Here is a 22,623-nt window from a genome sequence, read left to right on the forward strand (position 1 = left end):
GCACTCAAATCGAGCTGGAGCTACGTCACCCGCCCCCGGACGGGGCGGCGGCGAGGAGAGCGACATGCAGAACCCGGGCACCGCCACCCCGGACCGATTTCCCGCCCAGGAGCGTTTCGCGGACGGCGCGCAGTACCTCGCGGGCCGCCTGACGAAGGGCACCTCGGGGCACACCCACACCGTGGTCGATCCGGCCACCGGCGAGGAGGTCTTCACGTACGACCTCGCGGGCGCCGACGACGTCGACGCGGCCGTCGCCGCCGCGCGCGAGGCGTTCCCGGGCTGGGCGGGTGCCACGCCGGGCGAGCGCTCCGACGCCCTGCACCGCTTCGCCGCGGTCCTCGCCGACCGCGCCGAGGACTTCGCCCGGGCCGAGTCGCTCCAGTGCGGCAAGCCGCTGAAGCTGACCCGCGAGTTCGACGTCCCCGGCACGATCGACAACACCGCGTTCTTCGCGGGTGCGGCCCGGCATCTCCAGGGGCAGTCCGCGGGCGAGTACTCCGGCGACCACACCTCTTATGTGCGCCGCGAGCCGATCGGCGTCGTCGGCTCCATCGCGCCCTGGAACTACCCCCTGCAGATGGCCGCCTGGAAGATCCTCCCGGCGATCGCGGCGGGCAACACGATCGTGCTGAAGCCCGCCGAACTCACCCCGCTCACCTCTCTGCTCTTCGCCCAGGCCGCCACCGACGCGGGCATCCCGGACGGCGTGATCAACATCGTCACCGGTACCGGCAGGGAGACAGGGGAGCACCTGGTCGGCCACTCCGACGTGGCGATGACGTCCTTCACCGGCTCCACCGCCGTCGGCAAGCGGGTCGCGGAGATCGCCACCGCCACCGTCAAGCGCCTCCACCTGGAGCTGGGCGGCAAGGCACCCTTCGTGGTCTTCGACGACGCCGACCTCGACGCGGCCGTCCACGGCGCGGTCGCGGGCGCGCTCATCAATACCGGCCAGGACTGCACGGCCGCCACGCGCGCGTACGTGCAGCGGCCCCTCTATGAGGCATTCGTCGAGAGGACGGCGGCCCTCATGGAGACCGTCCGGCTCGGCGACCCCTTCGCGCCCGGCACCGACCTCGGCCCGCTGGTCTCGCACGCCCAGCGCGACCGGGTCGCCGCCTTCGTCGACCGTGCGCGTGCCTACGCGCGCGTGGTCACCGGCGGTGAGGCGCCAGGAGGGGGCCTCGAGAAGGGCGCGTACTACCGGCCCACCCTCATCGCCGACGCACCCCAGGACGGCGAGGTCGTCCAGTCCGAGATCTTCGGCCCGGTCCTCGTCGTCCTGCCCTTCGACACCGACGACGAGGGCATCCGCCTCGCCAACGACACCCCGTACGGCCTCGCGGCCTCCGCGTGGAGCCGGGACGTCTACCGCGCGAACCGGGCCACGCGCGAGATCAAGGCGGGGTGCGTGTGGGTCAACGACCACATCCCGATCATCAGCGAGATGCCGCACGGCGGCTCCAAGGCGTCCGGCTTCGGCAAGGACATGTCCGCGTACTCGTTCGACGAGTACACCCAGATCAAGCACGTCATGTTCGACAACACCGCGGTGGTCCGCAAGGAATGGCACCGCACCGTCTTCGGGGACAGATAAGCACCGACAGCAGCGACAGGCCGCCGACCACGGCCGCTCCCTTGAAAGGGCAACCACGCGCATGGAGCAGTACGAGCCCGAACGCCTGTCCCCGGCCCAAGTGGCCGCCATCAGGCGCAGCTTGCGAAGCGGCCGGGCCGCCATGACCCGCCGTTCGCTGCTGCGCGCCTCCGCGGGCGGAGCGCTGGCGCTGGGCGGCCTGGGGACGCTGAGCGCCTGCGGGATCCCCGCGGCCGCCAAGACCGAGGGCGGCACGTCCGCCGAGGACCACTCGGCGAAGGAGAAGACGATCACCTTCTCCAACTGGACCGAGTACATGGACGTCGACGACAGCGGCAAGCACCACCCCACGCTGGACGCCTTCACCCAGCGCACCGGCATCAAGGTCAAGTACACCGAGGACATCAACGACAACAACGAGTTCTTCGGCAAGATCAAGCCGCAGCTCGCCGCGGGCCAGGACACCGGGCGCGACATCATCGTCCTCACCGACTGGCTGGCCGCCCGGCTGATCCGCCTGGGATGGGTCCAGAAACTGGACCCGTCCTTGCTGCCGCACGCCTTCGCCAACCTGTCCCAGCAGTTCCGCAGCCCCGACTGGGACCCGGGTCGCGCCTACTCGTACCCCTGGCAGGGCATCTCGACGGTCATCGCGTTCAACAAGAAGGCCCTCGACGGCGTCGAGGTGAAGTCGGTCTCCGACCTGCTCGACAACCCCCGGCTCAAGGGCCGCGTCGGCTTCCTCACCGAGATGCGCGACACCATGGGCATGACCCTGCTCGACATGGGCAAGGCCCCGGAGAAGTTCAGCGACGACGACTACGACGCCGCGATCGCCCGCCTCCAGAAGGGCGTCGACAACGGCCAGATACGCCGCTTCACCGGCAACGACTACACGTCCGACCTCGCCAAGGGCGACCTGGCCGCCTGTATCGCCTGGGCCGGTGACGTCGTCCAGCTCAAGGCGGACAGCCCCGACGTCGACTTCGTCATCCCCGACAGCGGCTATCTGACGTCCAGCGACAACATGCTGATCCCCAACAAGGCCCGTCACAAGACGAACGCCGAACGGCTCATGGACTACTACTACGAGCCGCGTCCGGCCGCCGAGCTCGCCGCCTACATCAACTACGTCTGTCCCGTCGACGGAGTGAAGGCCGAGCTTGCGAAGATCGACGAGGATGCGGCGACCAACCCGCTGATCATCCCCGACAAGGCCATGCAGGCGATGTCCCACGCCTTCCGCTCCCTGAGCGCGAAGGAAGAGACGGCCTACGAGGCGAAGTTCGCGAAGCTCACTGGGGCGTGACGACGATGAAGACGACCAACAGCGGCGGCGACGTCCGTCTCTCCGGGATCAGCAAGACCTACGGCTCCTTCACCGCCGTACACCCGCTCGACCTGACCGTGGCGCAGGGCTCCTTCTTCGCCCTGCTCGGCGCCTCCGGCTGCGGAAAGACCACCACCCTGCGGATGATCGCAGGGCTGGAGGAACCTTCCTCCGGGACCGTCCACCTCGGCGACCAGGACGTCACCGCGCTGCCGCCGTACAAGCGGCCGGTGAACACGGTCTTCCAGTCCTACGCCCTCTTCCCGCACCTCGACATCTTCGAGAACGTCGCCTTCGGTCTGCGCCGGCGCGGCATCAAGAGCGTGAAGAAGCAGGTCGAGGACATGCTGGAGCTCGTCCAGCTCGGTGAGCAGGCCCGCAAGAAGCCGCACCAGCTCTCCGGCGGCCAGCAGCAGCGCGTCGCCGTGGCCCGTGCGCTGATCAACACTCCCAAGGTGCTCCTCCTCGACGAGCCCCTCGGCGCCCTCGACCTGAAGCTGCGCCGCCAGATGCAGCTGGAACTCAAGCGCATCCAGACCGAGGTCGGCATCACCTTCGTGCACGTCACCCACGACCAGGAGGAGGCCATGACGATGGCCGACACGGTCGCCGTGATGAACGCGGGCCGCGTCGAACAGCTCGGCTCGCCCACCGACCTCTACGAGAACCCGCAGACCACGTTCGTCGCCAACTTCCTCGGCACGTCCAACCTGATCGAGGCCGAGGTCGACACCAGAAACGGCGACGACATCGTCCTGAAGGCGGGCGGCGGCAAGCTGGTGCTGCCCGAGGCGCGCTGCTCCGCGCCGACGACGACCGGCGGCAAGGTGCTCGTCGGCATACGCCCCGAGAAGATCACCCTCACCCACGCCGACGACGCCGGCGAGATAGCCGAGGGCCGCAACCGCGTCACCGGCCGCATCGCCGACTCCAGCTTCATCGGCGTCTCCACGCAGTACGTCGTCGACAGCCCGGTCTGCCCCGAGTTCGAGGTCTACGCGCAGAACATCGACCGCGACGCCCGGCTCGTCCCCGGCGCCGAGGTGGTCCTGCACTGGAACCCGGCCCACACCTTCGGCCTGGACGCGGCTCAGGACATCGACGCCGGGGTCGACGAGGGGGCGGCGGCCTGATGACGACCCTCACCGAGGCGCCACCGCCTCTCGCGCCGCCGGCACCGGAGAAGAAGCCCCCGCGCAGGAGGGGCCGCTGGACGCCGTACTGGCTGCTGCTGCCCGGCATCCTCTGGCTGCTGGTCTTCTTCGCGCTGCCGATGATCTACCAGGCCTCCACGTCCGTGCAGACGGGCTCCCTGGAGGACGGCTACAAGGTCACCTGGCACTTCGTGACCTACTGGGACGCCCTGAGCGAGTACTGGCCGCAGTTCCTGCGCTCGGTCGCCTACGCGGCCGCCGCGACCGTGCTGTGCCTGGTGCTCGGCTACCCGCTGGCGTACTTGATCGCCTTCCGCGCGGGACGCTGGCGCAACCTGATCATGATCCTGGTGATCGCACCATTCTTCACGAGCTTCCTGATCCGCACCCTGGCCTGGAAGACGATCCTCGCGGACGGCGGCCCGGTCGTCGGCGCGCTCAACACCCTGCACGTCCTCGACGTCACCAACTGGCTCGGCTGGACGGCCGGCGACCGCGTACTGGCCACGCCTCTCGCCGTCGTGTGCGGTCTGACGTACAATTTCCTGCCGTTCATGATCCTGCCGCTGTACACCTCGTTGGAGCGGATTGACGGGCGGCTCCACGAGGCGGCGGGTGACCTGTACGCGAGGCCGGTCACGACCTTCCGCAAGGTCACCTTCCCGCTGTCGATGCCGGGCGTGGTCTCCGGCACGCTGCTGACCTTCATCCCGGCGGCCGGCGACTACGTCAACGCCGAACTCCTCGGCTCCACCGACACCCGCATGATCGGCAATGTCATCCAGACGCAGTTCCTGCGGATTCTGGACTATCCGACGGCGGCGGCCCTCTCCTTCCTTCTCATGGCCGCGATCCTTCTCGTGGTCACCTTCTACATCCGCAGGTCCGGGACGGAGGATCTGGTCTAAATGCCCTTCGTCAACTGGCTCAAGAGAAATCTCGTCGTCATCGCGGGACTGCTCACGCTCGCGTATCTCCTGCTGCCCAACGTCGTCGTCACGGTGTTCTCCTTCAACAAACCGAAGGGGCGCTTCAACTACGAGTGGCAGCGGTTCTCCCTGGACGCCTGGAAGGACCCGTGTGGTGTCGCCGACCTGTGCGGCTCGCTGTCGCTCAGCCTCCAGATCGCGTTCTGGGCGACGCTCGGCGCCACCCTCCTCGGCACGCTGATCGCGTTCGCGCTGGTCCGCTACCGATTCCGCGCGCGGGGTGCCGTCAACTCGCTGATCTTCCTGCCGATGGCGATGCCGGAGGTCGTCATGGGGGCCTCGCTGCTGACCCTGTTCCTCAATCTGGGTGCGCAGTTGGGATTCTGGACGATCCTGATCGCGCACATCATGTTCTGCCTCAGCTTCGTCGTGACGGCCGTCAAGGCGCGCGTGATGTCGATGGATCCGAGGCTGGAGCAGGCCGCCCAGGACCTCTACGCCGGACCGGTGCAGACGTTCCTGCGGGTCACCCTGCCCATCGCGGCCCCCGGAATCGCCGCGGGTGCGCTGCTCGCCTTCGCGCTCTCCTTCGACGATTTCATCATCACCAATTTCAACGCGGGCTCGACCGTCACCTTCCCCATGTTCGTCTGGGGCTCGGCACAGCGCGGAACGCCCGTCCAGATCAACGTCATCGGCACGGCCATGTTCCTCGTCGCCGTGCTGTTGGTGCTGACCTCCATGGTCATCGGAAACCGCCGCAACAGAAGAGCATCGCACTTGTAGGGAGTTGAAATCATGGCCCCAAGCGCCATGAGCCGTTGGACGAAAGCACTTTCCGACGCCCGGCCGGTCCCGTACTGGCTCGAAGACCCCGGCAAACCCCACCCCGAGCCCGCGCTCACCGGCGCCGAGACCTGCGACCTGCTGGTCGTCGGCGGCGGCTACAGCGGGCTGTGGACCGCGCTCATCGCCAAGGAGCGCGATCCGCGACGGGATGTCGTCCTGCTGGAGGGCCGCGAGGCGGGCTGGGCCGCCTCGGGCCGCAACGGCGGCTTCTGCGCCGCCTCCCTCACGCACGGCCTGCCCAACGGCCTCGCCCGCTGGCCGGACGAGATCCACAAGCTGCAGGAGCTGGGCGCCCGCAACCTCGACGCGATCGAGAAGGCCGTCGCCCGGCACGGCATCGACTGCGACTTCGAGCGCACCGGCGAGATCGACGTCGCCACCGAGACGTACCAGGCGTGGGAACTGCGCGACTGGTACGAGGAGATGGAGCGCCGGGGCCTCGCCGACGGCGTGGAGTTCCTGGACGCCGACGCGGTCCGCGAACAGGTCGACTCACCGACCTTCGAGGCGGGCCTGTGGGACCGCCGCGGCGTGGCCATGCTCCATCCGGCCAAGCTCGCCTGGGGCCTGAAACAGGCCTGTCTGCGGCTCGGCGTCCGCGTCCACGAGCACACACCCGCCCTCACCCTGAAGTCGTACGGCGCCGGCATGGCCGTAAGCACTCCGTACGGCTCGGTCCGCGCCCGCAAGGTCGCGCTCGGTACCAACATCTTCCCGAACCTGGTCAGACGCGTCCGCGCGTACACCGTCCCGGTCTACGACTACGCGCTGATGACCGAGCCGCTGTCCGCCGGGCAACTCGGCTCGATCGGCTGGAAGAACCGGCAGGGCCTCGGCGACAGCGCCAACCAGTTCCACTACTTCCGCCTGTCCGCCGACAACCGGATCCTGTGGGGCGGCTACGACGCCGTCTACCCCTACGGCGGCCGGGTGCGCGCCGAATACGACGACCGCCCCGAGACGTACGCCAAGCTGGCCGGGCACTTCTTCACCTGCTTCCCGCAGCTCGAGGGCGTCCGCTTCACCCACGCCTGGGGCGGCGCGATCGACACCTGCTCGCGCTTCTCAGCGTTCTACGGCACCGCGCACCACGGCCGGGTCGCCTACGCGGCCGGCTACACGGGCCTGGGTGTCGGCGCGACCCGCTTCGGCGCGGACGTGATGCTGGACCTGCTGGCGGGGGAGCGTACGGAGCGCACCGAGCTGGAGATGGTGCGCAGGAAGCCACTGCCCTTCCCGCCCGAGCCGTTCGCCTGGACCGGGATCGCGCTCACCAAGTGGTCGCTGGCCCGGGCGGACGCGCACGGCGGGCGGCGCAACCTGTGGCTGCGGACCATGGACCGGCTGGGGCTGGGCTTCGACAGCTGACTGTGATCCAGGTCACGTGATCAGGCGGGGCAAACCCGCGTAATGCCTGCCGGGGACCTCCCTCTCTCCTCGTGACGCTCGTGACGCCTCAGGCGGCCACGAGAACCGCGAAAGATCAGGGAGGTCCCCGCCATGACTGGGGCGAAGACGGCGGTCGAGTGGCTCGCATCCGCCGCACCGGATCCCGAGGCCTGCCGCTGGGAGTGGGAGCGCAGTCCCCAAGGGGTCGCTCTGCTGCCTGCGGGAAGGGCCTGGGACGTGCTCATCCTGCCCGGTGACCTCGGCCACCCCACCCTGGACGTGCTCACCCGCATCCTCGACCGACCCGGCCCGGTGCTCGTCGACTTCGGCGACGCCCGCATGGGGTTCTTCGTGCCGCCGGGCATCGCGGCCTGCTGGCTCGGCACAGGCATCCGTACGGCCGGGGCCGGCACCTGGATCGTCGTACCGCACCCGGGCCGCTCGACCGGCGGAGTGCGCTGGCTGGTGGCACCGGACGGCTCCGGCACCCTCACCGACCCCTCGCTCCTCGAACTGGCCATGCACGAGGCGGCGGCGGAGCTGGTCACGAGGGAGGGGAGGCGGCAGAGGGAGTCGAGGCGGGACCGGGCGCAGTGGGAGGAGTGAGGCGGCGAGGGTGCGCACGGGAAGTGAGCAGCAGCCGCAAGGCGCCGAGCAGTACCGCGCACAGGCACCAACTGCCCACGACGTCCAGGGGCCAGTGATAGCCCCGCCTCACCAGCCCGAAGGACACGCCCAGCACCAGGGCGACGCAGGAGACGACGAGCGCGCGGCGGATCAGGGCCGAGCGCAGCCAGGGGAGCAGGAGCAGGGTCGCGCAGCCGTACGCGACGGCGGCCGTGGCCGTGTGGCCGGAGGGGTAGTAGCCGATGCCCGGCGGCATGACGGAGGTGCCGTGGCGGGCGGTCCAGTCCTTCAGCGGTACGACCAGCGCCGGAACCAGCGCCATCAGGACGGCCGCCGCGACGGGCGGCAGCCACCAGCGGTCCGTCCCCGTGGAGCGTCCTCGCCAGGCCGCATAGCCGATGGCGACGACCAGGACCGGGACCGCGACTGCGACGCTTCCGAGGTCGGAGAGGAAATCGGAGAGGCGGTCCGGGTGGAGAAGGGCACGGCTCACGTGCTCGTCGGCGCGCAGCAACGGCCCGTCGGCGAGGACCTGCCAGGTGATCAGGGCGAACAGGAGGGCCGGCGAGCCGAGCAGGAGGACGGCGAGGGACATGGGCCCCAGCCTGTCAGGCGAAGCGGAGAAGGAGGTCGGCCACCCCGGAACAGGGGGGTGGTTCCGGGGTGGCCGTCCGGATCGGAACGTCGCGCGCCCCGGGGGGTTTGGGGCGGGCGACTGTCCGATCGGTGAGGAGATCCGGAGCCGTCAGGTCCCGGTTGTGTGCGCGAGGGCACGACCAGGTCGAAGCTGGGGAGGCCCCGGCCTGGGGTTCGCCCACAGTCCCCTGTGAGCGGGTGTATCTCTCATCTCGGTAGAACCTACGGCAGTGAATGGCGCTACGACAGGCACATCCGCCTCCCGACATCCACCTCGCACACCTTCTTCACACGCTCTGCCGCTCGCCCCACCAGGCCCCGCGATCAGATGCGCGCGAAGGCCTGCTCGATGATGTCGAGGCCCTCGTTCAGCAGGTCCTCGCCGATCACCAGCGGGGGCAGGAACCGCAGCACGTTGCCGTAGGTGCCGCAGGTCAGGACCAGCAGGCCCTCCTGGTGGCAGGCCTTGGCGAGGGCGGCGGTCGCCTCCGGGTTCGGCTCCTTCGTCGTGCGGTCCTTGACCAGCTCGATGGCGATCATCGCGCCGCGGCCGCGCACGTCACCGATCACGTCGAACTTCTCGGCGATGGCGGCCAGACGCGCCTTCATGATCGCCTCGATGTTCTTGGCCTTGGCGTTGAGGTCGAGCTCCTTCATGGTCTCGATGGAGCCGAGCGCGCCCGCGCAGGCGACCGGGTTGCCGCCGTAGGTGCCGCCGAGGCCGCCCGCGTGCGCGGCGTCCATGATCTCGGCGCGGCCGGTGACGGCGGCGAGCGGCAGACCGCCCGCGATGCCCTTCGCCGTGGTGATCAGGTCCGGCACGATGCCCTCGTCCTCGCAGGCGAACCACTGGCCGGTGCGGCAGAAGCCGGACTGGATCTCGTCGGCGACGAAGACGATGCCGTTGTCCTTCGCGAACCGGCTGATCGCCGGCAGGAAGCCCTTGGCCGGCTCGATGAAGCCGCCCTCGCCGAGCACCGGCTCGATGATGATCGCGGCCACGTTCTCCGGGCCGACCTGCTTGGTGATCTGGTCGATGGCCTGCGCGGCGGCCTCCGGACCCGCGTTCTCCGGGCCGGTCGGCCAGCGGTAGCCGTAGGCCACCGGCACGCGGTACACCTCGGGCGCGAACGGGCCGAAGCCGTGCTTGTACGGCATGTTCTTCGCCGTCAGTGCCATGGTGAGGTTCGTACGGCCGTGATAGCCGTGGTCGAACACGACGACCGCCTGGCGCTTGGTGTACGAACGCGCGATCTTGACCGCGTTCTCGACGGCCTCGGCACCGCTGTTGAACAGCGCCGACTTCTTGGCGTGGTCGCCCGGGGTCAGCTCGGCGAGGGCCTCGGCGACCTCCACGTAGCCCTCGTACGGCGTGACCATGAAACAGGTGTGGGTGAAGTCGGCGAGCTGCGCGGACGCACGGCGTACGACGGCCTCGGCGGAAGCACCCACGCTGGTGACCGCGATGCCGGAGCCGAAGTCGATGAGGCGGTTGCCGTCGACGTCCTCGATGATGCCGCCGCCCGCGCGCGCGGTGAACACGGGCAGCACCGAGCCCACGCCCTGTGCGACCGCGGCGACGCGGCGGGCCTGCAGCTCCTGCGACTTGGGGCCGGGGATGGCGGTGACGACGCGGCGCTCCTGCGGAAGTGCGGTCATGAGGGGCTCCAGGGGTTTTCGCGGACGGGGGACGTGCGGATGCTTGCCTTCCTTTCCCGCAGGCTAGAACCGGGGGACGGGTGGAGGCATGCTCCATGTGGGCGTTGTCGGCGCATCCGGTTGTCCGTGGTGGACATGGCGCCGCCGGGGCGCTTACCCGCCGCATCGGCCGCGTAAGCGGTGAACTCCCCAGGGGACCACGTTAGATTGACTCGCTGACGGTGGACGGAACGGCAGGTCAGGGGGCAAGCCCGATGGAGAGCGACGGGACGCAGGACGCGCGGGGTACGCATGCGAATCCTGTGCCGCGCCCGGCGGCACCGCCGAACCCGCCCGCGGTGCCACCGCGGCCGGCCCGCGCGCCGCAGGGGGCCGAGCAGGGCGGACAGCTTCCGCTCGGTGGGCAACACCCGCAGGGCGCGCCGTCGCGTACGGCCGTCGCCGACTGGCTGGACGCGCCCCGGCCCGCCGTGCAGCCCGGCATCTGGCGTCACGGATACCGCCTGCCCAAGGCCGCGCAGTCCGCGGAGCGGCTGGCCCCGGTCACCATCGTCGGCCTGCTGATCCCGCTGGCGGTGGCGCTCCTGCTGTGGTCGCTGTGGCGCGACGGCGGCATGCCCTACCAGTGGGTGCTGCTGAAGCTGTTCACCCCGGACGACTGGTGGTGGACCGGCACCGTCTCGCCCAAGGGGATGGAGGGCGCCGAGGCCCGAGTGGTCTACGACGGCGTCTTCTTCGCCGTGCTCGTCTACGCCGCCGGCCACCTGGGCAGCTGGCCCGACGTCCTGCGCCACTTCATCGGACGCCGACCGCAGCCCGCGCGGGCGCTGCTCGCCGCCCTGGCCGCGCTGGTCGCGCTGAGTCTGGTCTTCCCGAACGCCTTCCCCGGTGTCGGCTGGGACGCCCTGCCCGTCGTCGACCCCGTCTTCTCCCTCGTCGTGCTGATCTCCGGCGGCTACGAACTGTTCCAGTCGCAGCTGTACACCAACCTCCTCTACACCCTCGTCACCCTGCTCGTGGTGTGGCCGTTCGCCCGGATCGGCGGCTGGTGGGGCTACGCGAAGGCCTGGCTCGCCGCCCGGCGCGCCCACCGCGACCCCACCGCGCCACCCGCCCCCGACCTGCCGCGCTCGCAGTGGCCCGACCTGCGGGAGGCCGGCCAGTACGAGGCGGCCGACCTGCTGACCGCCGAGGTGGCGGGCGGCCGGATGAACGACGTGGACTGCGCCCGGGTGGAGCACGCCTGGGCCGCGGCACGGCGCGGCGCGAACCTCGCCGCCTTCCGGGACACCGTGCTCCGACAGGGCGGCGCGGCCTGGACCCACCCGTCCGGCGCCCGCGACCTGCCCCACCGCACCGCCCGCCACGACCTGCTCGCCGGCCAGGTCCGCATCGGACGGTGGACGCCCGCCGAGCGGACCCCGCGCGCCTACCACGACGCGGGCGCGGCGCTCGGCCCCGAGGTGCTGGGCACCTCGCTCCTCGCGGTCGGACCCTCCGGCTCCGGCAAGACCCGCAACCTGATCGAGCCCCTGACCGAGGCGCTGGCCCTGCAGGCCCTCACCGGACAGTGCGCCCTCGTCGCGGTCTCCGCCGCGGGCAGCCCGCTCGCCTCCGACGCCACGTTCGACGTGATCGTGCGGCTCGGCGACCGCGCCTCCACCCACGACCTGGACCCGTACGCCGACAGCGACGACCCCGACGAGGCCGCCGCCCTCCTCGCCGAAGGACTCGTGGGCGACCTCGACACCGTCACCGGCCAGAGCGCCGCCACCGCCCTCGCCCAGCTGCTCGCCCCCTACCGCGCCGTCCACGGCCGCTTCCCGGCCCTGCCGGTGCTGCGCGAACTCCTGGAGGGCGAGCCGACCGCGCTGTCCGCCCTGCGCGACGCCCTCACGGGCGACGAGCACGCCGTGCTGCGCCGCGAACTCGACGCCCGCGTCCGCCAGGCGGGCACCCCCGGCGACGCGGGCCGCGCCCTCGCCGACCGACTCGCCCTGCTGAACCGGCCGGCCTTCGAGAGCTTCTTCGGCGGGGGCGGGGAAAGGGCCCGGGAGGACGGGCCCCGGCTGTTCTCGCTGCGCTCGACGGCCCACCACCCGCTGCGGGTCCGCATCGACCTGCCCGAGCAGGGCCACGAGGAGGCCGCCCGGCTGATCACGCGGCTCGTCCTCGCCCAGTTCGCCGCCGTCGTACGGGACGGTCGGCGCCCCCACTTCGCCTGTCTGCTCCTCGACGACGCCACCGGCGCCGTCACCACCGACTCGGTGCGCCGCATCCAGCGCATGCGCTCCCAGAACGCCGGTGTCGTCCTCGCCCTGCGCAGCATCGCCGACGTCCCGGAGGCGCTGCACGGCCCGCTGTACGGGGCTGTCGGCTGCCGGATGGCGTTCTCCGGCGTGACGACGTGGGACGGCGGCCGGTTCGCCCAGGCCTGGGGCACCGAGTGGGTGGAGACACGGGACGTGGCCAAGCACACCGTCTTCGCCGACCAGCCGATGACCCGCGCCCTCCACGCCCTGCGCAAGCTCGTCACCGGCAAGGCCGTGACCACGGACGCGGTGACCGTGCGCCAGGTCGAGCGGGAGCGCTGGTCGGCGTCCGAACTGGCCCACCAGGTGCCGCCCGGCCACGCGGTGCTGTCGCTGACGACGGTCCAGGGCGAGCACGCGCCGCCGCTGCTGCTGGACCTGCGTGGCTGAGCGTCACGTTCCGGCCATGACGGCGGATGGGGTCGGCCGTGGGGTCACGCCGGGACCGTACGGTGAGGCAGAATCGACACAGGTCGTTCATACGTGGCGGCCAAAAGGTCACAGAGTTCTCACCGACATGAAGGCCCCATGCCTCCCACGCTCGCCTCGCTCGTCCACCACTCCGCGCTCAAGCTGACGGTCCGCGCGGGCGAGGACCGCCTGGACGTGCCCGTGCGCTGGGCGCACGTCAGCGAGCTCGCCGACCCCGTGCCCTACATGGAGGGCGGGGAGCTGCTGCTCATCACCGCGCTCAAGCTGGACGCGGAGGACCCCGCGGCGATGCGGCGCTATGTGAAGCGCCTGGTCGCGGCGGGCGTCGTCGGACTCGGTTTCGCCGTCGGGGTCAACTACGAGGAGATTCCGAAGGCCCTCGTCGACGCGGCCCGCGAGGAGGGACTGCCGCTGCTCGAGGTGCCGCGCCGCACCCCCTTCCTGGCGATCAGCAAGGCGGTGTCCGCGGCGATCGCGGCCGACCAGTACCGGGCCGTCACGGCGGGCTTCGCCGCCCAGCGCGAACTGACGAGGCACACGCTCACCGACGGCCCCGAGGGGCTGCTCGCCGCACTCGCCGCCCAGGTCGACGGCTGGGCCGCGCTCTACGACGCCTCGGGTGCCGTCGTCGCGGCCGCGCCCGAGTGGGCGGGGCGGCGGGCCGCGCGCCTCACGGCGGACGTCGAGCGGCTGCGGGAGCGGCCCGCACCGGCCTCTTCCGTGGTCGGCGGACCCGAGAACGACGACCGCGTCGAACTCCACTCCCTCGGCACCGGGCGCCGCCCGCGCGCCGCGCTCGCCGTCGGCACGGCGGCCGCCCCCGGCACCGCCGAGCGGTACGCCGTCCACTCGGCCATCGCCCTGCTGACCCTCACGACGGAACGATCGCGGTCGCTCCAGGAGGCGGAACAGCGGGTGGGCGCGGCGGTGCTGCGCATGCTGCTCGCGGGCGAACCGGACCATGCCCGCGCGGTGGCCGGCAGCCTCTACGGCGGTCTGCTGGACGCGCCGTTCCGGGTGATCGTCGCCGAATCGGCGTCCGCGTCGGCCGCCCGGGCCCACGCCGAGGGGCAGACACGCGCGCGCGTGCCCGCCGCCAAGCCGTCGGCCGCCGCGCTGGCCGCCGCCGACGCCGGGGGCGATCCGCTGGGCGGGCTCGGCGAGGTCGCCGAGGCCGCGGCGGCGCGCGCCGGGGAGGCCGTGCTCGTCGTGCCGGACGGGGAGCGGCTGGTGATGCTGGCCGCGGACGGGGGCGCCGCGGTGGCCGCCTGCGCGGAGTACGCGGCGGCGTTGGAGGCGGCGCGGGCCGGTGGGGACGTACGGGAGGTGGCGGGTGGCGAGGAGGCCGAACTGGTAGTCGGCGTGTCCACGCCGGCCGGGCCGATCGCCGCGGCCGCGGCCTACAAGCAGGCCGAGCAGTCCCTGTCCGTCGCCCGGCGGCGGGGGCGGGTGCTGGTGGAGCACGAGCAGTTGGCGGCGGGGTCCGTGGTGCCATTGCTCGCCGACGACGCGGTGAAGGCGTTCGCGGACGGGTTGCTGCGTCCGCTGAACGAGCATGACGCGACCGGGCGGGGGGACCTGGTCGCGTCCCTGCGGGCGTGGCTGTCCCGGCACGGCCAGTGGGACGCCGCCGCCGCGGACCTCGGTGTGCACCGGCATACCTTGCGGTACCGGATGCGGCGCGTGGAGGAGATCCTCGGGCGTTCGCTGGACGAGGCGGACGCGCGGATGGAGCTGTGGCTGGCGCTGAAGGCCACGTCGGCGGAATAGGCACCCTGTGCTGGTGAGGGCGCCCCTGGGGGCTCCGCCCCCAGAACCCCGGCCGGCAAGCGCGGCGGGTCCGATCGAAAAGAACACGCGCTGCCACCAGGGCATCTGTCACTCTGAGGCCCATGCCCGCCCGTAACCGCCGCCTGCCGCGCGATCTGTCGTGGCCGCTCACCACATCGGACATCCGCGCCGCTCTCGGTGAGCAGGTGACCAGTGCCACCGAACTGGTCTTCGACAACCGCCCACACAGCGACGGCACTCTCCTGCACGTCGAGTGGATCCCACCGATCTCCTCCAACTACGGCAGCGGCATCCACCCCACCTTGTGGTCCAGCGTGCGGATCCGCGTCGCCCCGCTTCCGGCTGCCGAACGGGCCGCCGCCCGCCACGCGCTGCGGCAGCACGCCCTGCCCGAACTCGTTGCATGGATCGTTGCCGCGCGGCACGCGCCGGAGGCCTGGACCCTGACCCGGCGCAGCCGCTCCTGGCGACTGACCGCGAACACCCCTGCCTATCGGGACGACTGGCAGCCATACCGATGACGAACCGTCGCGCGGTCGACCCTTGTCGAGACAGAGCAGCTTCGCGAAATGATTTCGCTGAAACCTCAGTGGCTACGGAGCCGACTCCTTACAGCCGATCACAAGCCCGCATGCCGAAGAAAGGTCAGCAGGTCCGCGTCAGAAACTCCGCCAACTCCTTAGGGCCGTTGGTTGCTGAGGGCCGAGAGCGGGACGGGATTGCGGTTCAGGGCACGCGTCGCGTCGAGGTTCGGCACCGCGGGGAACTCCCACAGAAACCCGTCAGGGTCATCCTGGATCTCGTACGGTCGGCCCTCCACTTCGGCCATGGCAGCGACGATGCCACGGGGGAGTCTGAAGTACACCCAGAGGCGGTCACCGGGCTTGATGTGACGCTTCACCCTGAGCCCCCAGTACTGCGTGTGTCCCGTCTCGGCGCACTTCAGGTAGCGGTCCGGCGTGGGCGGTTCTCCGTCCCTGTCCGCCGTCTTCGGGTCCACTGGGTAGAGCCATTCCCGCATCGTGTCACCGTCCTCTCCCGCACGGTTCTCTGCGCCCATTGAACCGTGCTGATGGCACGTTGGTCCCCTCTGTACTGCGTCACAGAGAGGACGCGGCCCGCCCGGGCCGACCAACTCGTCGGCATCGGGATGCGGCCAAATCGCTTTCTGACTCATCAGAACGGCTCACGGCGGCAGAGCACGTGATGCTGTGGCGCGCGGTCGTTCTCTCGTTGCCGTCGTGCTGGTCGGTCGCAGACCGCTGACGGCCTGAATTGTCCTGGGGGACGCGCAGGTACTCGCGGCCACTGAGTGGGGCTGTGCGCGTGCCTCCCCGGAGCCCCAGGATGCCCACGCCGGCGCGCAGTGCCAATTCGGCGCACAGCAACCCCCCACTACTCCACCCCGGACAAACGACCCTCCGCCCCCACACCCCTACCGTGGACCCCGAGAACCACGCACCCCGACGGAAGGGCCGGACCCGAACATGACTTCCACCCACGCCTTCTGGCTTGCCGGCCGCCAGGTCACCGGCGAGGACACCTTCGACGTGACGTCCCCCTGGGACGGCCGGCTCGTCGCCCAGGTGAGCGTGCCGACCGACGCCCAGGTGGAGGAGGCCGTCGCCGCCGCCCACGCCGTCCGCGAGGACTTCGCCGCCACCCCGGCCCACGTCCGCGCCGCCGCCCTCGACCACGTGAGCCGCCGCCTCGTCGAACGCACCGAGGACATCGCACGGCTCATCTCCGCCGAGAACGGCAAGCCGATCAAGTGGGCCCGAGGCGAAGTGGGGCGGGCCGTGTCCGTGTTCCGGTTCGCCGCCGAAGAGGCCCGCCGGTTCAACGGCGGCGAGGCGCAGCGGCTGGACACCGACGCCGGAGGACAGGGCCGCCTCGCCCTCACCCGCCGCTTCCCCAAGGGCGTCGTCCTCGGCATCGCGCCCTTCAACTTCCCGCTCAACCTGTGCGCCCACAAGATCGCCCCGGCGATCGCGGCGGGTGCGCCGATCATCCTGAAGCCCGCGCCCGCCACCCCGCTCTCCGGACTGGTCATCGGCGAACTCCTCGCCGAGACCGACCTCCCGGCCGGTTCGTGGAGCATCCTGCCGGTCTCCAACGACCGCATGCCCGCGCTCGTGCAGGACGAGCGGCTTCCGGTCATCTCCTTCACGGGATCCGAGAAGGTCGGCTACGCGATCATGGACTCGGTGCCGCGCAAGCACTGCACCCTGGAGCTGGGCGGCAACGGCGCGGCCGTCGTCCTCGGCGACTACGCGAGCGACGCCGACCTCGACTGGGCGGCCACCCGCATCGCCACCTTCTCCAACTACCAGGGCGGCCAGTCCTGCATCTCCGTGCAGCGCGTGATCGCCGACGCCTCCGTGTACGACCGGTTGCTGCCGCGCATCGTCGCCGCCGTCGAGGCCCAGGTCGCCGGCGACCCGTCCGACGAAAAGACCGACGTCGGCCCGCTGGTCAGCGAGGACGCGGCCAAGCGCGTGGAAACCTGGGTCCAGGAGGCCGTCGACGCCGGGGCGAAACTGCTCACCGGCGGCAAGCGCGACGGCGCCTCCTACGCGCCGACCGTTCTCACCGACGTACCGGCATCCACCACGCTCTCCTGCGAGGAGGTCTTCGGGCCCGTCCTCACCGTGCAGAAGGTGGACGGGGAAGCGGCGGCCTTCGCGGCCGTCAACGCGTCCAAGTACGGCCTCCAGGCGGGCGTGTTCACCCACGACCTCCAGGTCGCCTTCCGTGCCCACCGCGCCCTGGAGGTGGGCGGTGTCGTCATCGGCGACGTGCCGTCCTACCGCGCCGACCAGATGCCGTACGGCGGCGTCAAGCAGTCCGGCGTGGGTCGCGAGGGCGTGAAGTTCGCGATGGACGACTACACCTACGAGCGGGTGCTGGTCCTCACCGGGCTCGCCCTCTAGTCCACCCCTGCCCGCGAAGGGACCTCTAGCACATGGGAACCATTTTCAGATAAGGTCCCGGAAGAGGGCCCGGCACCGATGCCTTCCGGTGCCGGGCCCCTTCTTGTGTCGGATTGTTCCGGACCCTCAACCGGAGAAGCCGACACGCGCGAGCCGCAGCGGGCCGCGCAGCCTGAGGTGGACGTCGTGCACGCCCCGGGCGGTGATCCCGGCGCTCAGGGTGGTGTAGTCGTACGGTCCCGATGTCGCGGTCTGCGGCGACAGCGTGGCCAGGGCCGGGCCGCCGTCGAGGGACACCTCGACCGTGCCCCCGCCCGACACCTCGACCGTCACTCGCGTGGCATCCGAGCCGAAGTCGCAGGCCCGGTAGACCAGTTCGCCGGAGCCGCCCGCCACGGGTGTCACCGCGTCGCCGGACACCTTGGTTCGGTCGACGATCTCCGTGCCGCTCTGCTCGTCGAAGTCGGCCGCGGCCAGGCCGTGCTCCAGCACAGGCCGCGGTGCGCCGGGCTCGCCGTCCAGGAGCACGCTCGTCCGCAGGCGGACGTCCTCGCTGGAGGCGCCGGCCAGCAGCTCGTACGGGCCCGGCTCCACACGCCACCGGCCCTGGGCCACGTCCCAGAAACCGAAGGCGGCCGGCGGGAGCACGAAGGACAGCTCTTCCTTCGCGCCGGGGGCGAGCGTGACGCGGCGGTGGTCCACCAGCTCTCGGCGCGGGCGCACCACCGACGGTTCGACGGCGCGGGTGTAGAGCTGAGCCACCTCGTCGGCGGCCGTGTCACCGGTGTTGGTGACCGTGAACGAGACATGCACCGCGTCGCCGTCGACCCGCGCCGACAGGTCCCCGTAGGTGAAGGACGCGTAGGACAGGCCGTGTCCGAAGGGGAAGAGCGGGGTGCCCTCGAAGTAGAGGTACGTCTGCCGGGCGCCGATCACGTCGTAGTCGAGCAGGTCGGGCAGGTCGGAGTCGTCGGCGTACCAGGTCTGCGGGAGGCGGCCCGCGGGGGAGACGTCGCCGGCCAGGACGCGGGCGAGGGCGGTGCCCGCCGCCTGGCCGCCGTGCGCGGTCCACAGCACCGCGGGCAGCTGCCCCGTATCCACCGCGTACGGGTAGGCGGACACCAGCGCCAGCACGGTGTGGGGGTTCGCGGCGCGGGCCGCGCGCAGCAGACGCTCCTGGTGGGCGGGCAGGCGCAGCGTCGTACGGTCCTCGGTCTCGCGTCCGTTGATGTGCGGGTCGTTGCCCGCCACCACCACGACCACATCCGCCTGGGCCGTGACCTGGGTCACTGCGCTTTCGCCGCTTTCGGTGACGATGAGCTCGAAGACCTGCGGATTCTCCTCGGCAACCTTGACGCCGTCGGCGGCGACACAGACGTGGCGACCCGTGCCGACATGCCGGAGGAGGTGACCGTCGTCGTGGGGTTCCAGGCGGAACGTCTCCTGGACGATCCAGCCGCCGGGCCGGTCCGCGGAGGCGCGGAGGTAGCCGTCGTCGGCGACCGAGAGATAGCGGCCGTCCGGCGCGCGCAGCGTGAGGATGCCCTCGCCCCAGTCGACGAGTGCGAGCTCCGTGCCCGTGGCGTCGGTGGTCAGCGGCGGCAGGTCGGTGCGGCCGGCGAGCAGCGCCGGGTCCAGGGCGCCCTCGGCGCCGCGTGTCTCGTCGGCGGCGTCCTGCGCCTCGGGCACCTTCAGGAACGTGCCCTCGGCGGTCTTCAGCAGGACCCGGTCGACGCCCTCCGCGAACTCGACACGGTCGGCGCCGAACCGCTCGTACAGGCCCTCCAGCGGGGTGGAGCGGTGGATGAGGGTGCCGCTGTACCAGTCGAGCTTGCACTCGTCGGCGAGCAGGCCGACGACGGCGATCCGGGTGGCCGGGGCGAGCGGCAGCAGGCCGTCGTTCTTGAGCAGCACGATCGCCTGCTCGGCCGCCTCCTGCGCGAGCGCCCGGTGGGCCGGGGTGTCGAACTCCCCGGTGCCCGCGTGCGGGTCGTAGAGCGGGTCGAACTCGCCGAGGCGGAAGCGGACCGAGAGCTGGCGGCGGACCGCGAGGTCGATGTCGGCCTCGGTGAGGAGCTTCTGCTCGTGGGCGCCGCGGACGCGCGCGACGATCTGCGAGCCGTCCGTGCCGTGGTCGGTGAAGCTGTCGACGCCCGCCCTGAGTGCGGCCGCGGTGGCCTCCTCATGGGTGTCGAAGTAGTGCTCGGAGTCCACCAGGTTGCTGGGGGCGCCGGCGTCGGAGCAGACCAGCAGGTCCTCGTCGGTCCAGGCGCGCAGGTGCTCGTCCAGGTACGGCGAGACGTGGTTCGGGCGGCCGTTGACCAGGTTGTACGCCGGCATCACCCCGGCGACCGCGCCCGCCTCGACCGTCTCGCGGAAGGCCCGCAGGTCGTACTCGTGCAGCACGCGCGGGCGCACCGAGCTCGACGACGTGGCCCGGTCGGTCTCGTTGTTGTGGGCCAGCCAGTGCTTGAGGACGGGGGCCGTGCGCCAGTACGTCGGGTGCTCGCCGCGCAGGCCGTGGGTGTAGGCGGTGGCGATGGCGGAGGTCAGCTTCGGGTCCTCGGAGTAACCCTCCTCGTTGCGGCCCCACAGGGGGTGGCGCAGCAGGTTCACCGTGGGCGACCAGACGTTGAGGCCGACGCGGTCGTCGCGGGCGCGCATCGCGCGGGTCTCCTTCGACACCGCCTCGCCGACCCGGCGTACGAGGTCGGTGTTCCAGGTCGCGCCGAGGCCGACGGCCTGCGGGAACACCGTCGCCGGGCCCATCCATGCGACGCCGTGCAGCGCCTCCTGGCCGGTGCGGAACTCGGCGATGCCGAGCCGCTCGACGGCGGGCGCGAACTGGTGCAGGAAGGAGATCTTCTCGTCGAGGGTGAGCCGCCCCAGCAGATCGTCGACGCGCTTCGCGAACGGCAGCTGCGGATCGCGGAACGGCTCGGTGGGCGGTGTGTGTGCGGTCACGTGGGGATCCCCTTGCGATGGATCGGCGAGGCGCTTTCGAAGCGCTTCGATGCTCATTCGACGAGGGGCCGGGTGTCAAGGGACTCACGCCGCCACTTCAAGCAGCGCATAAGGAAAGGTCGCATCCCATACCTCCGAGGAAACTTGGAAACGACCCTTGTGCACCCCGAGGTGTTCACTTAACCTCACAGCAACATCGAAGCGCTTCGACTAGAGAAACCCCAGTGAGGTCGAAGGCGCGCTTCAGCTCAGCCAGTTCCACTCAAGACACCGCAGCCGACGGCTCCACCGCCGGGTGTCCTGGTGCGCCATGAAGGGTTGACGCAATGACGCCGAACGCCGCTTCCGCTTCCTCCCCGAGCCGGAGAAGCTTCCTCGCCTCCACTGCGGTCGCCGCCGCAGCGGTGGCGGGCGGGATGCCGCTGCTCGCCGCCTGCGGCGGATCGGACAGCGGCTCGCGCGACGGCACCACGTCGGGCAAGGACGCGAAGAAGCTGTTGCCGGCCTTCGTCGCCAGCAACGTGGTGACCCCGGACCTCCCCTCGAAGAACGGCTCACCGCTCGGCTTCACCAGCAAGCTCGACCTCGCGGACCTGAAGACCTCGGTCCCCCAGAAGCTGGGCAAGGGCAGCAAGGTCACGATCATGTCGCCGTTCTGGGGCTCCCCGCCCAAGGGGGACAACCCCTACTACCAGGGGATGAACGGCCTGATAGGCGTCGACGTCGTCTGGCAGAACCAGGACGGCAACACCTACGACCAGAAGCTCGGCGCGGTCCTCGCCTCCAGTGACATCCCGGACGTGGTGGTGGTCCCGAGCTGGAACATGAGCGGCCGGATACCCACCGCCATCATCAACAAGTTCGCCGATCTCGGCCCCTACCTGTCGGGCGACGCGGTCAAGGAGTACCCGAACCTCGCCGCCATCCCGACCGACGCCTGGCAGCGCTGCATCATCGGCGGCAAGCTGCGCGGCCTGCCGCAGCCCTCCCCGCCCATCACCGGCATTGTGCCCCTCTACCGCAAGGACATCTTCGACAAGGAGGGCTACGAAGTCCCGCGCTCCGCCGACGAGTTCATGTCCCTCGCCAAGGAGATCACCAACGCCAAGGCCCGGCGGTGGGCCTGCCTGGACATGAAGTGGACCGCCTTCCAGATGTTCAGCGTGTTCTCCGGCAGCGAGAAGCCGCTGTGGTGGAACCTCCAGGACGGCAAGATGGTCTGCCGCGTCGAGACCGAGCAGTACCTCGAAGCGCTGGAGTGGACGCGCAAGCTCTTCGCCGCAGGTGTCGTGCACCCCGACTCCATGATGGGCAAGAACGCCCCCGACCCGGGCCCCAAGTTCGCGGCCGGCGAGTTCCTGATCTACCCTAACAACATCAGCCAGTGGTGGAGCCGCACCGCCGAACAGGCCACCCAGAACCCGGACTTCAAGATCTGGGGCATGGACGTCTACAACCACGACGGCGGCGACCCGACCATCTGGGCCGAACAACCGGCCGGCATCTTCGCCTATGTCAACAAGAGCGCCTCGGAGTCCGTGATCCGTGACGTGCTGGCCGTCGCCAACGTCACCGCCGCGCCGTACGGCACCAAGGAATACATGATGACCAACTACGGTGTGGAGGGCACCCACTACACCGTCAAGGACGGCGTGCCGGTCAAGACCACCGCGGGCAACAACCAGGTCCTCAACGCCTACGTCATGGTCGCGAGCCCCGCCGCCACCCTCGCCCACCCCGACTTCCCCGACGTCGCCAAGGCGCAGGTGGAGTGGTACCAGCGGATGGGCTCCTTCACCAAGAAGTCCAGCTTCTACGGCCAGATGATCACCGAGCCGACCCGCTACACCAACCTCGGCAACGACTTCGAGCAGCTTGAGGACGACATCACCCGCGGCCGCAAGAAGATCAGCGACATGCAGCAGGCCGTGTCCACCTGGAAGAGCCAGGGCGGCGACAAGCTGCGCGACTGGTACCACAAGCTCCTCGACGAAAACGGCTCGGCGGCGAGCTGACCA

General features: G+C 70.7%; 16 protein-coding genes. 12 read left to right on the top strand and 4 right to left on the bottom strand.

What is annotated here, in order from left to right:
- The first annotated feature begins 64 nt into the window (after positions 1–64).
- From AC067M_RS16445 to AC067M_RS16475, 7 genes are all read left to right on the top strand, one after another.
- Complete coding sequence (locus tag AC067M_RS16445) at positions 65–1,600, top strand: gamma-aminobutyraldehyde dehydrogenase (protein WP_478697675.1); 1,536 nt, start codon at positions 65–67, stop codon at positions 1,598–1,600.
- A gap of 61 nt (positions 1,601–1,661) precedes the next feature.
- Positions 1,662–2,909 (top strand): polyamine ABC transporter substrate-binding protein, encoded by a 1,248-nt coding sequence (locus tag AC067M_RS16450; RefSeq protein WP_478697676.1) that lies wholly within the window; start codon positions 1,662–1,664, stop codon positions 2,907–2,909.
- Between the two features lie 5 nt (positions 2,910–2,914).
- The gene (locus AC067M_RS16455; protein WP_478697771.1) at positions 2,915–4,063 is read left to right on the top strand and encodes an ABC transporter ATP-binding protein; all 1,149 of its coding nucleotides are present in this window, start codon (positions 2,915–2,917) and stop codon (positions 4,061–4,063) included.
- A complete protein-coding gene (locus AC067M_RS16460; protein WP_478697677.1) occupies positions 4,063–4,992 on the top strand; it encodes an ABC transporter permease in 930 nt (309 codons plus the stop codon). The genes AC067M_RS16455 and AC067M_RS16460 overlap by 1 nt, the downstream gene beginning before the upstream one ends.
- Positions 4,993–5,799 (top strand): ABC transporter permease, encoded by an 807-nt coding sequence (locus AC067M_RS16465; RefSeq protein ID WP_478697678.1) that lies wholly within the window; start codon positions 4,993–4,995, stop codon positions 5,797–5,799.
- 12 nt (positions 5,800–5,811) lie between these two features.
- Positions 5,812–7,230 carry an NAD(P)/FAD-dependent oxidoreductase gene (locus AC067M_RS16470; protein WP_478697679.1) on the top strand — a complete coding sequence of 473 codons (1,419 nt, stop codon included), beginning with the start codon at positions 5,812–5,814 and terminating at the stop codon, positions 7,228–7,230.
- 132 nt (positions 7,231–7,362) lie between these two features.
- On the top strand, positions 7,363–7,857 hold the full coding sequence (locus AC067M_RS16475) for a bifunctional DNA primase/polymerase (RefSeq protein WP_478697680.1): 495 nt from the start codon (positions 7,363–7,365) through the stop codon (positions 7,855–7,857).
- Here AC067M_RS16475 and AC067M_RS16480 read toward each other — a convergent pair.
- Entirely contained in the window at positions 7,796–8,473 is a 678-nt protein-coding gene (locus AC067M_RS16480; protein ID WP_478697681.1) for a phosphatase PAP2 family protein, read from the bottom strand. The two genes, AC067M_RS16475 and AC067M_RS16480, sit on opposite strands and share 62 nt — an antisense overlap.
- A gap of 365 nt (positions 8,474–8,838) precedes the next feature.
- A complete protein-coding gene (gabT, locus tag AC067M_RS16485; RefSeq protein ID WP_478697682.1) occupies positions 8,839–10,173 on the bottom strand; it encodes a 4-aminobutyrate--2-oxoglutarate transaminase in 1,335 nt (444 codons plus the stop codon).
- A 254-nt stretch (positions 10,174–10,427) separates the two neighbouring features.
- Here gabT and AC067M_RS16490 point away from each other — a divergent pair, with 254 nt between their 5' ends.
- From AC067M_RS16490 to AC067M_RS16500, 3 genes are all read left to right on the top strand, one after another.
- A complete protein-coding gene (locus AC067M_RS16490; RefSeq protein WP_478697683.1) occupies positions 10,428–12,875 on the top strand; it encodes a type IV secretory system conjugative DNA transfer family protein in 2,448 nt (815 codons plus the stop codon).
- A gap of 138 nt (positions 12,876–13,013) precedes the next feature.
- Positions 13,014–14,687, top strand: coding sequence for a PucR family transcriptional regulator (locus AC067M_RS16495; RefSeq protein WP_478697684.1), 1,674 nt, complete (start codon positions 13,014–13,016; stop codon positions 14,685–14,687).
- Positions 14,688–14,809: 122 nt separating this feature from the next.
- On the top strand, positions 14,810–15,229 hold the full coding sequence (locus tag AC067M_RS16500; protein WP_478697685.1) for a hypothetical protein: 420 nt from the start codon (positions 14,810–14,812) through the stop codon (positions 15,227–15,229).
- Between the two features lie 158 nt (positions 15,230–15,387).
- On the opposite strand, the gene AC067M_RS16505 is transcribed toward AC067M_RS16500, so the two are convergent.
- On the bottom strand, positions 15,388–15,768 hold the full coding sequence (locus AC067M_RS16505; RefSeq protein ID WP_478697686.1) for a hypothetical protein: 381 nt from the start codon (positions 15,766–15,768) through the stop codon (positions 15,388–15,390).
- Positions 15,769–16,195: 427 nt separating this feature from the next.
- Here AC067M_RS16505 and AC067M_RS16510 point away from each other — a divergent pair, with 427 nt between their 5' ends.
- Positions 16,196–17,641, top strand: a complete 1,446-nt coding sequence (locus tag AC067M_RS16510; protein WP_478697687.1) for an aldehyde dehydrogenase family protein — start codon at positions 16,196–16,198, stop codon at positions 17,639–17,641.
- A 126-nt stretch (positions 17,642–17,767) separates the two neighbouring features.
- On the opposite strand, the gene AC067M_RS16515 is transcribed toward AC067M_RS16510, so the two are convergent.
- Complete coding sequence (locus AC067M_RS16515; protein WP_478697688.1) at positions 17,768–20,605, bottom strand: glycoside hydrolase family 3 C-terminal domain-containing protein; 2,838 nt, start codon at positions 20,603–20,605, stop codon at positions 17,768–17,770.
- 326 nt (positions 20,606–20,931) lie between these two features.
- On the opposite strand from AC067M_RS16515, the gene AC067M_RS16520 reads away from it, so the two are divergent.
- Positions 20,932–22,620: an extracellular solute-binding protein gene (locus AC067M_RS16520; RefSeq protein ID WP_478697689.1), complete on the top strand. Its 1,689-nt coding sequence runs from the start codon at positions 20,932–20,934 to the stop codon at positions 22,618–22,620.
- Positions 22,621–22,623 lie beyond the last annotated feature (3 nt).

This window comes from Streptomyces sp. NPDC043427 (assembly GCF_056436655.1).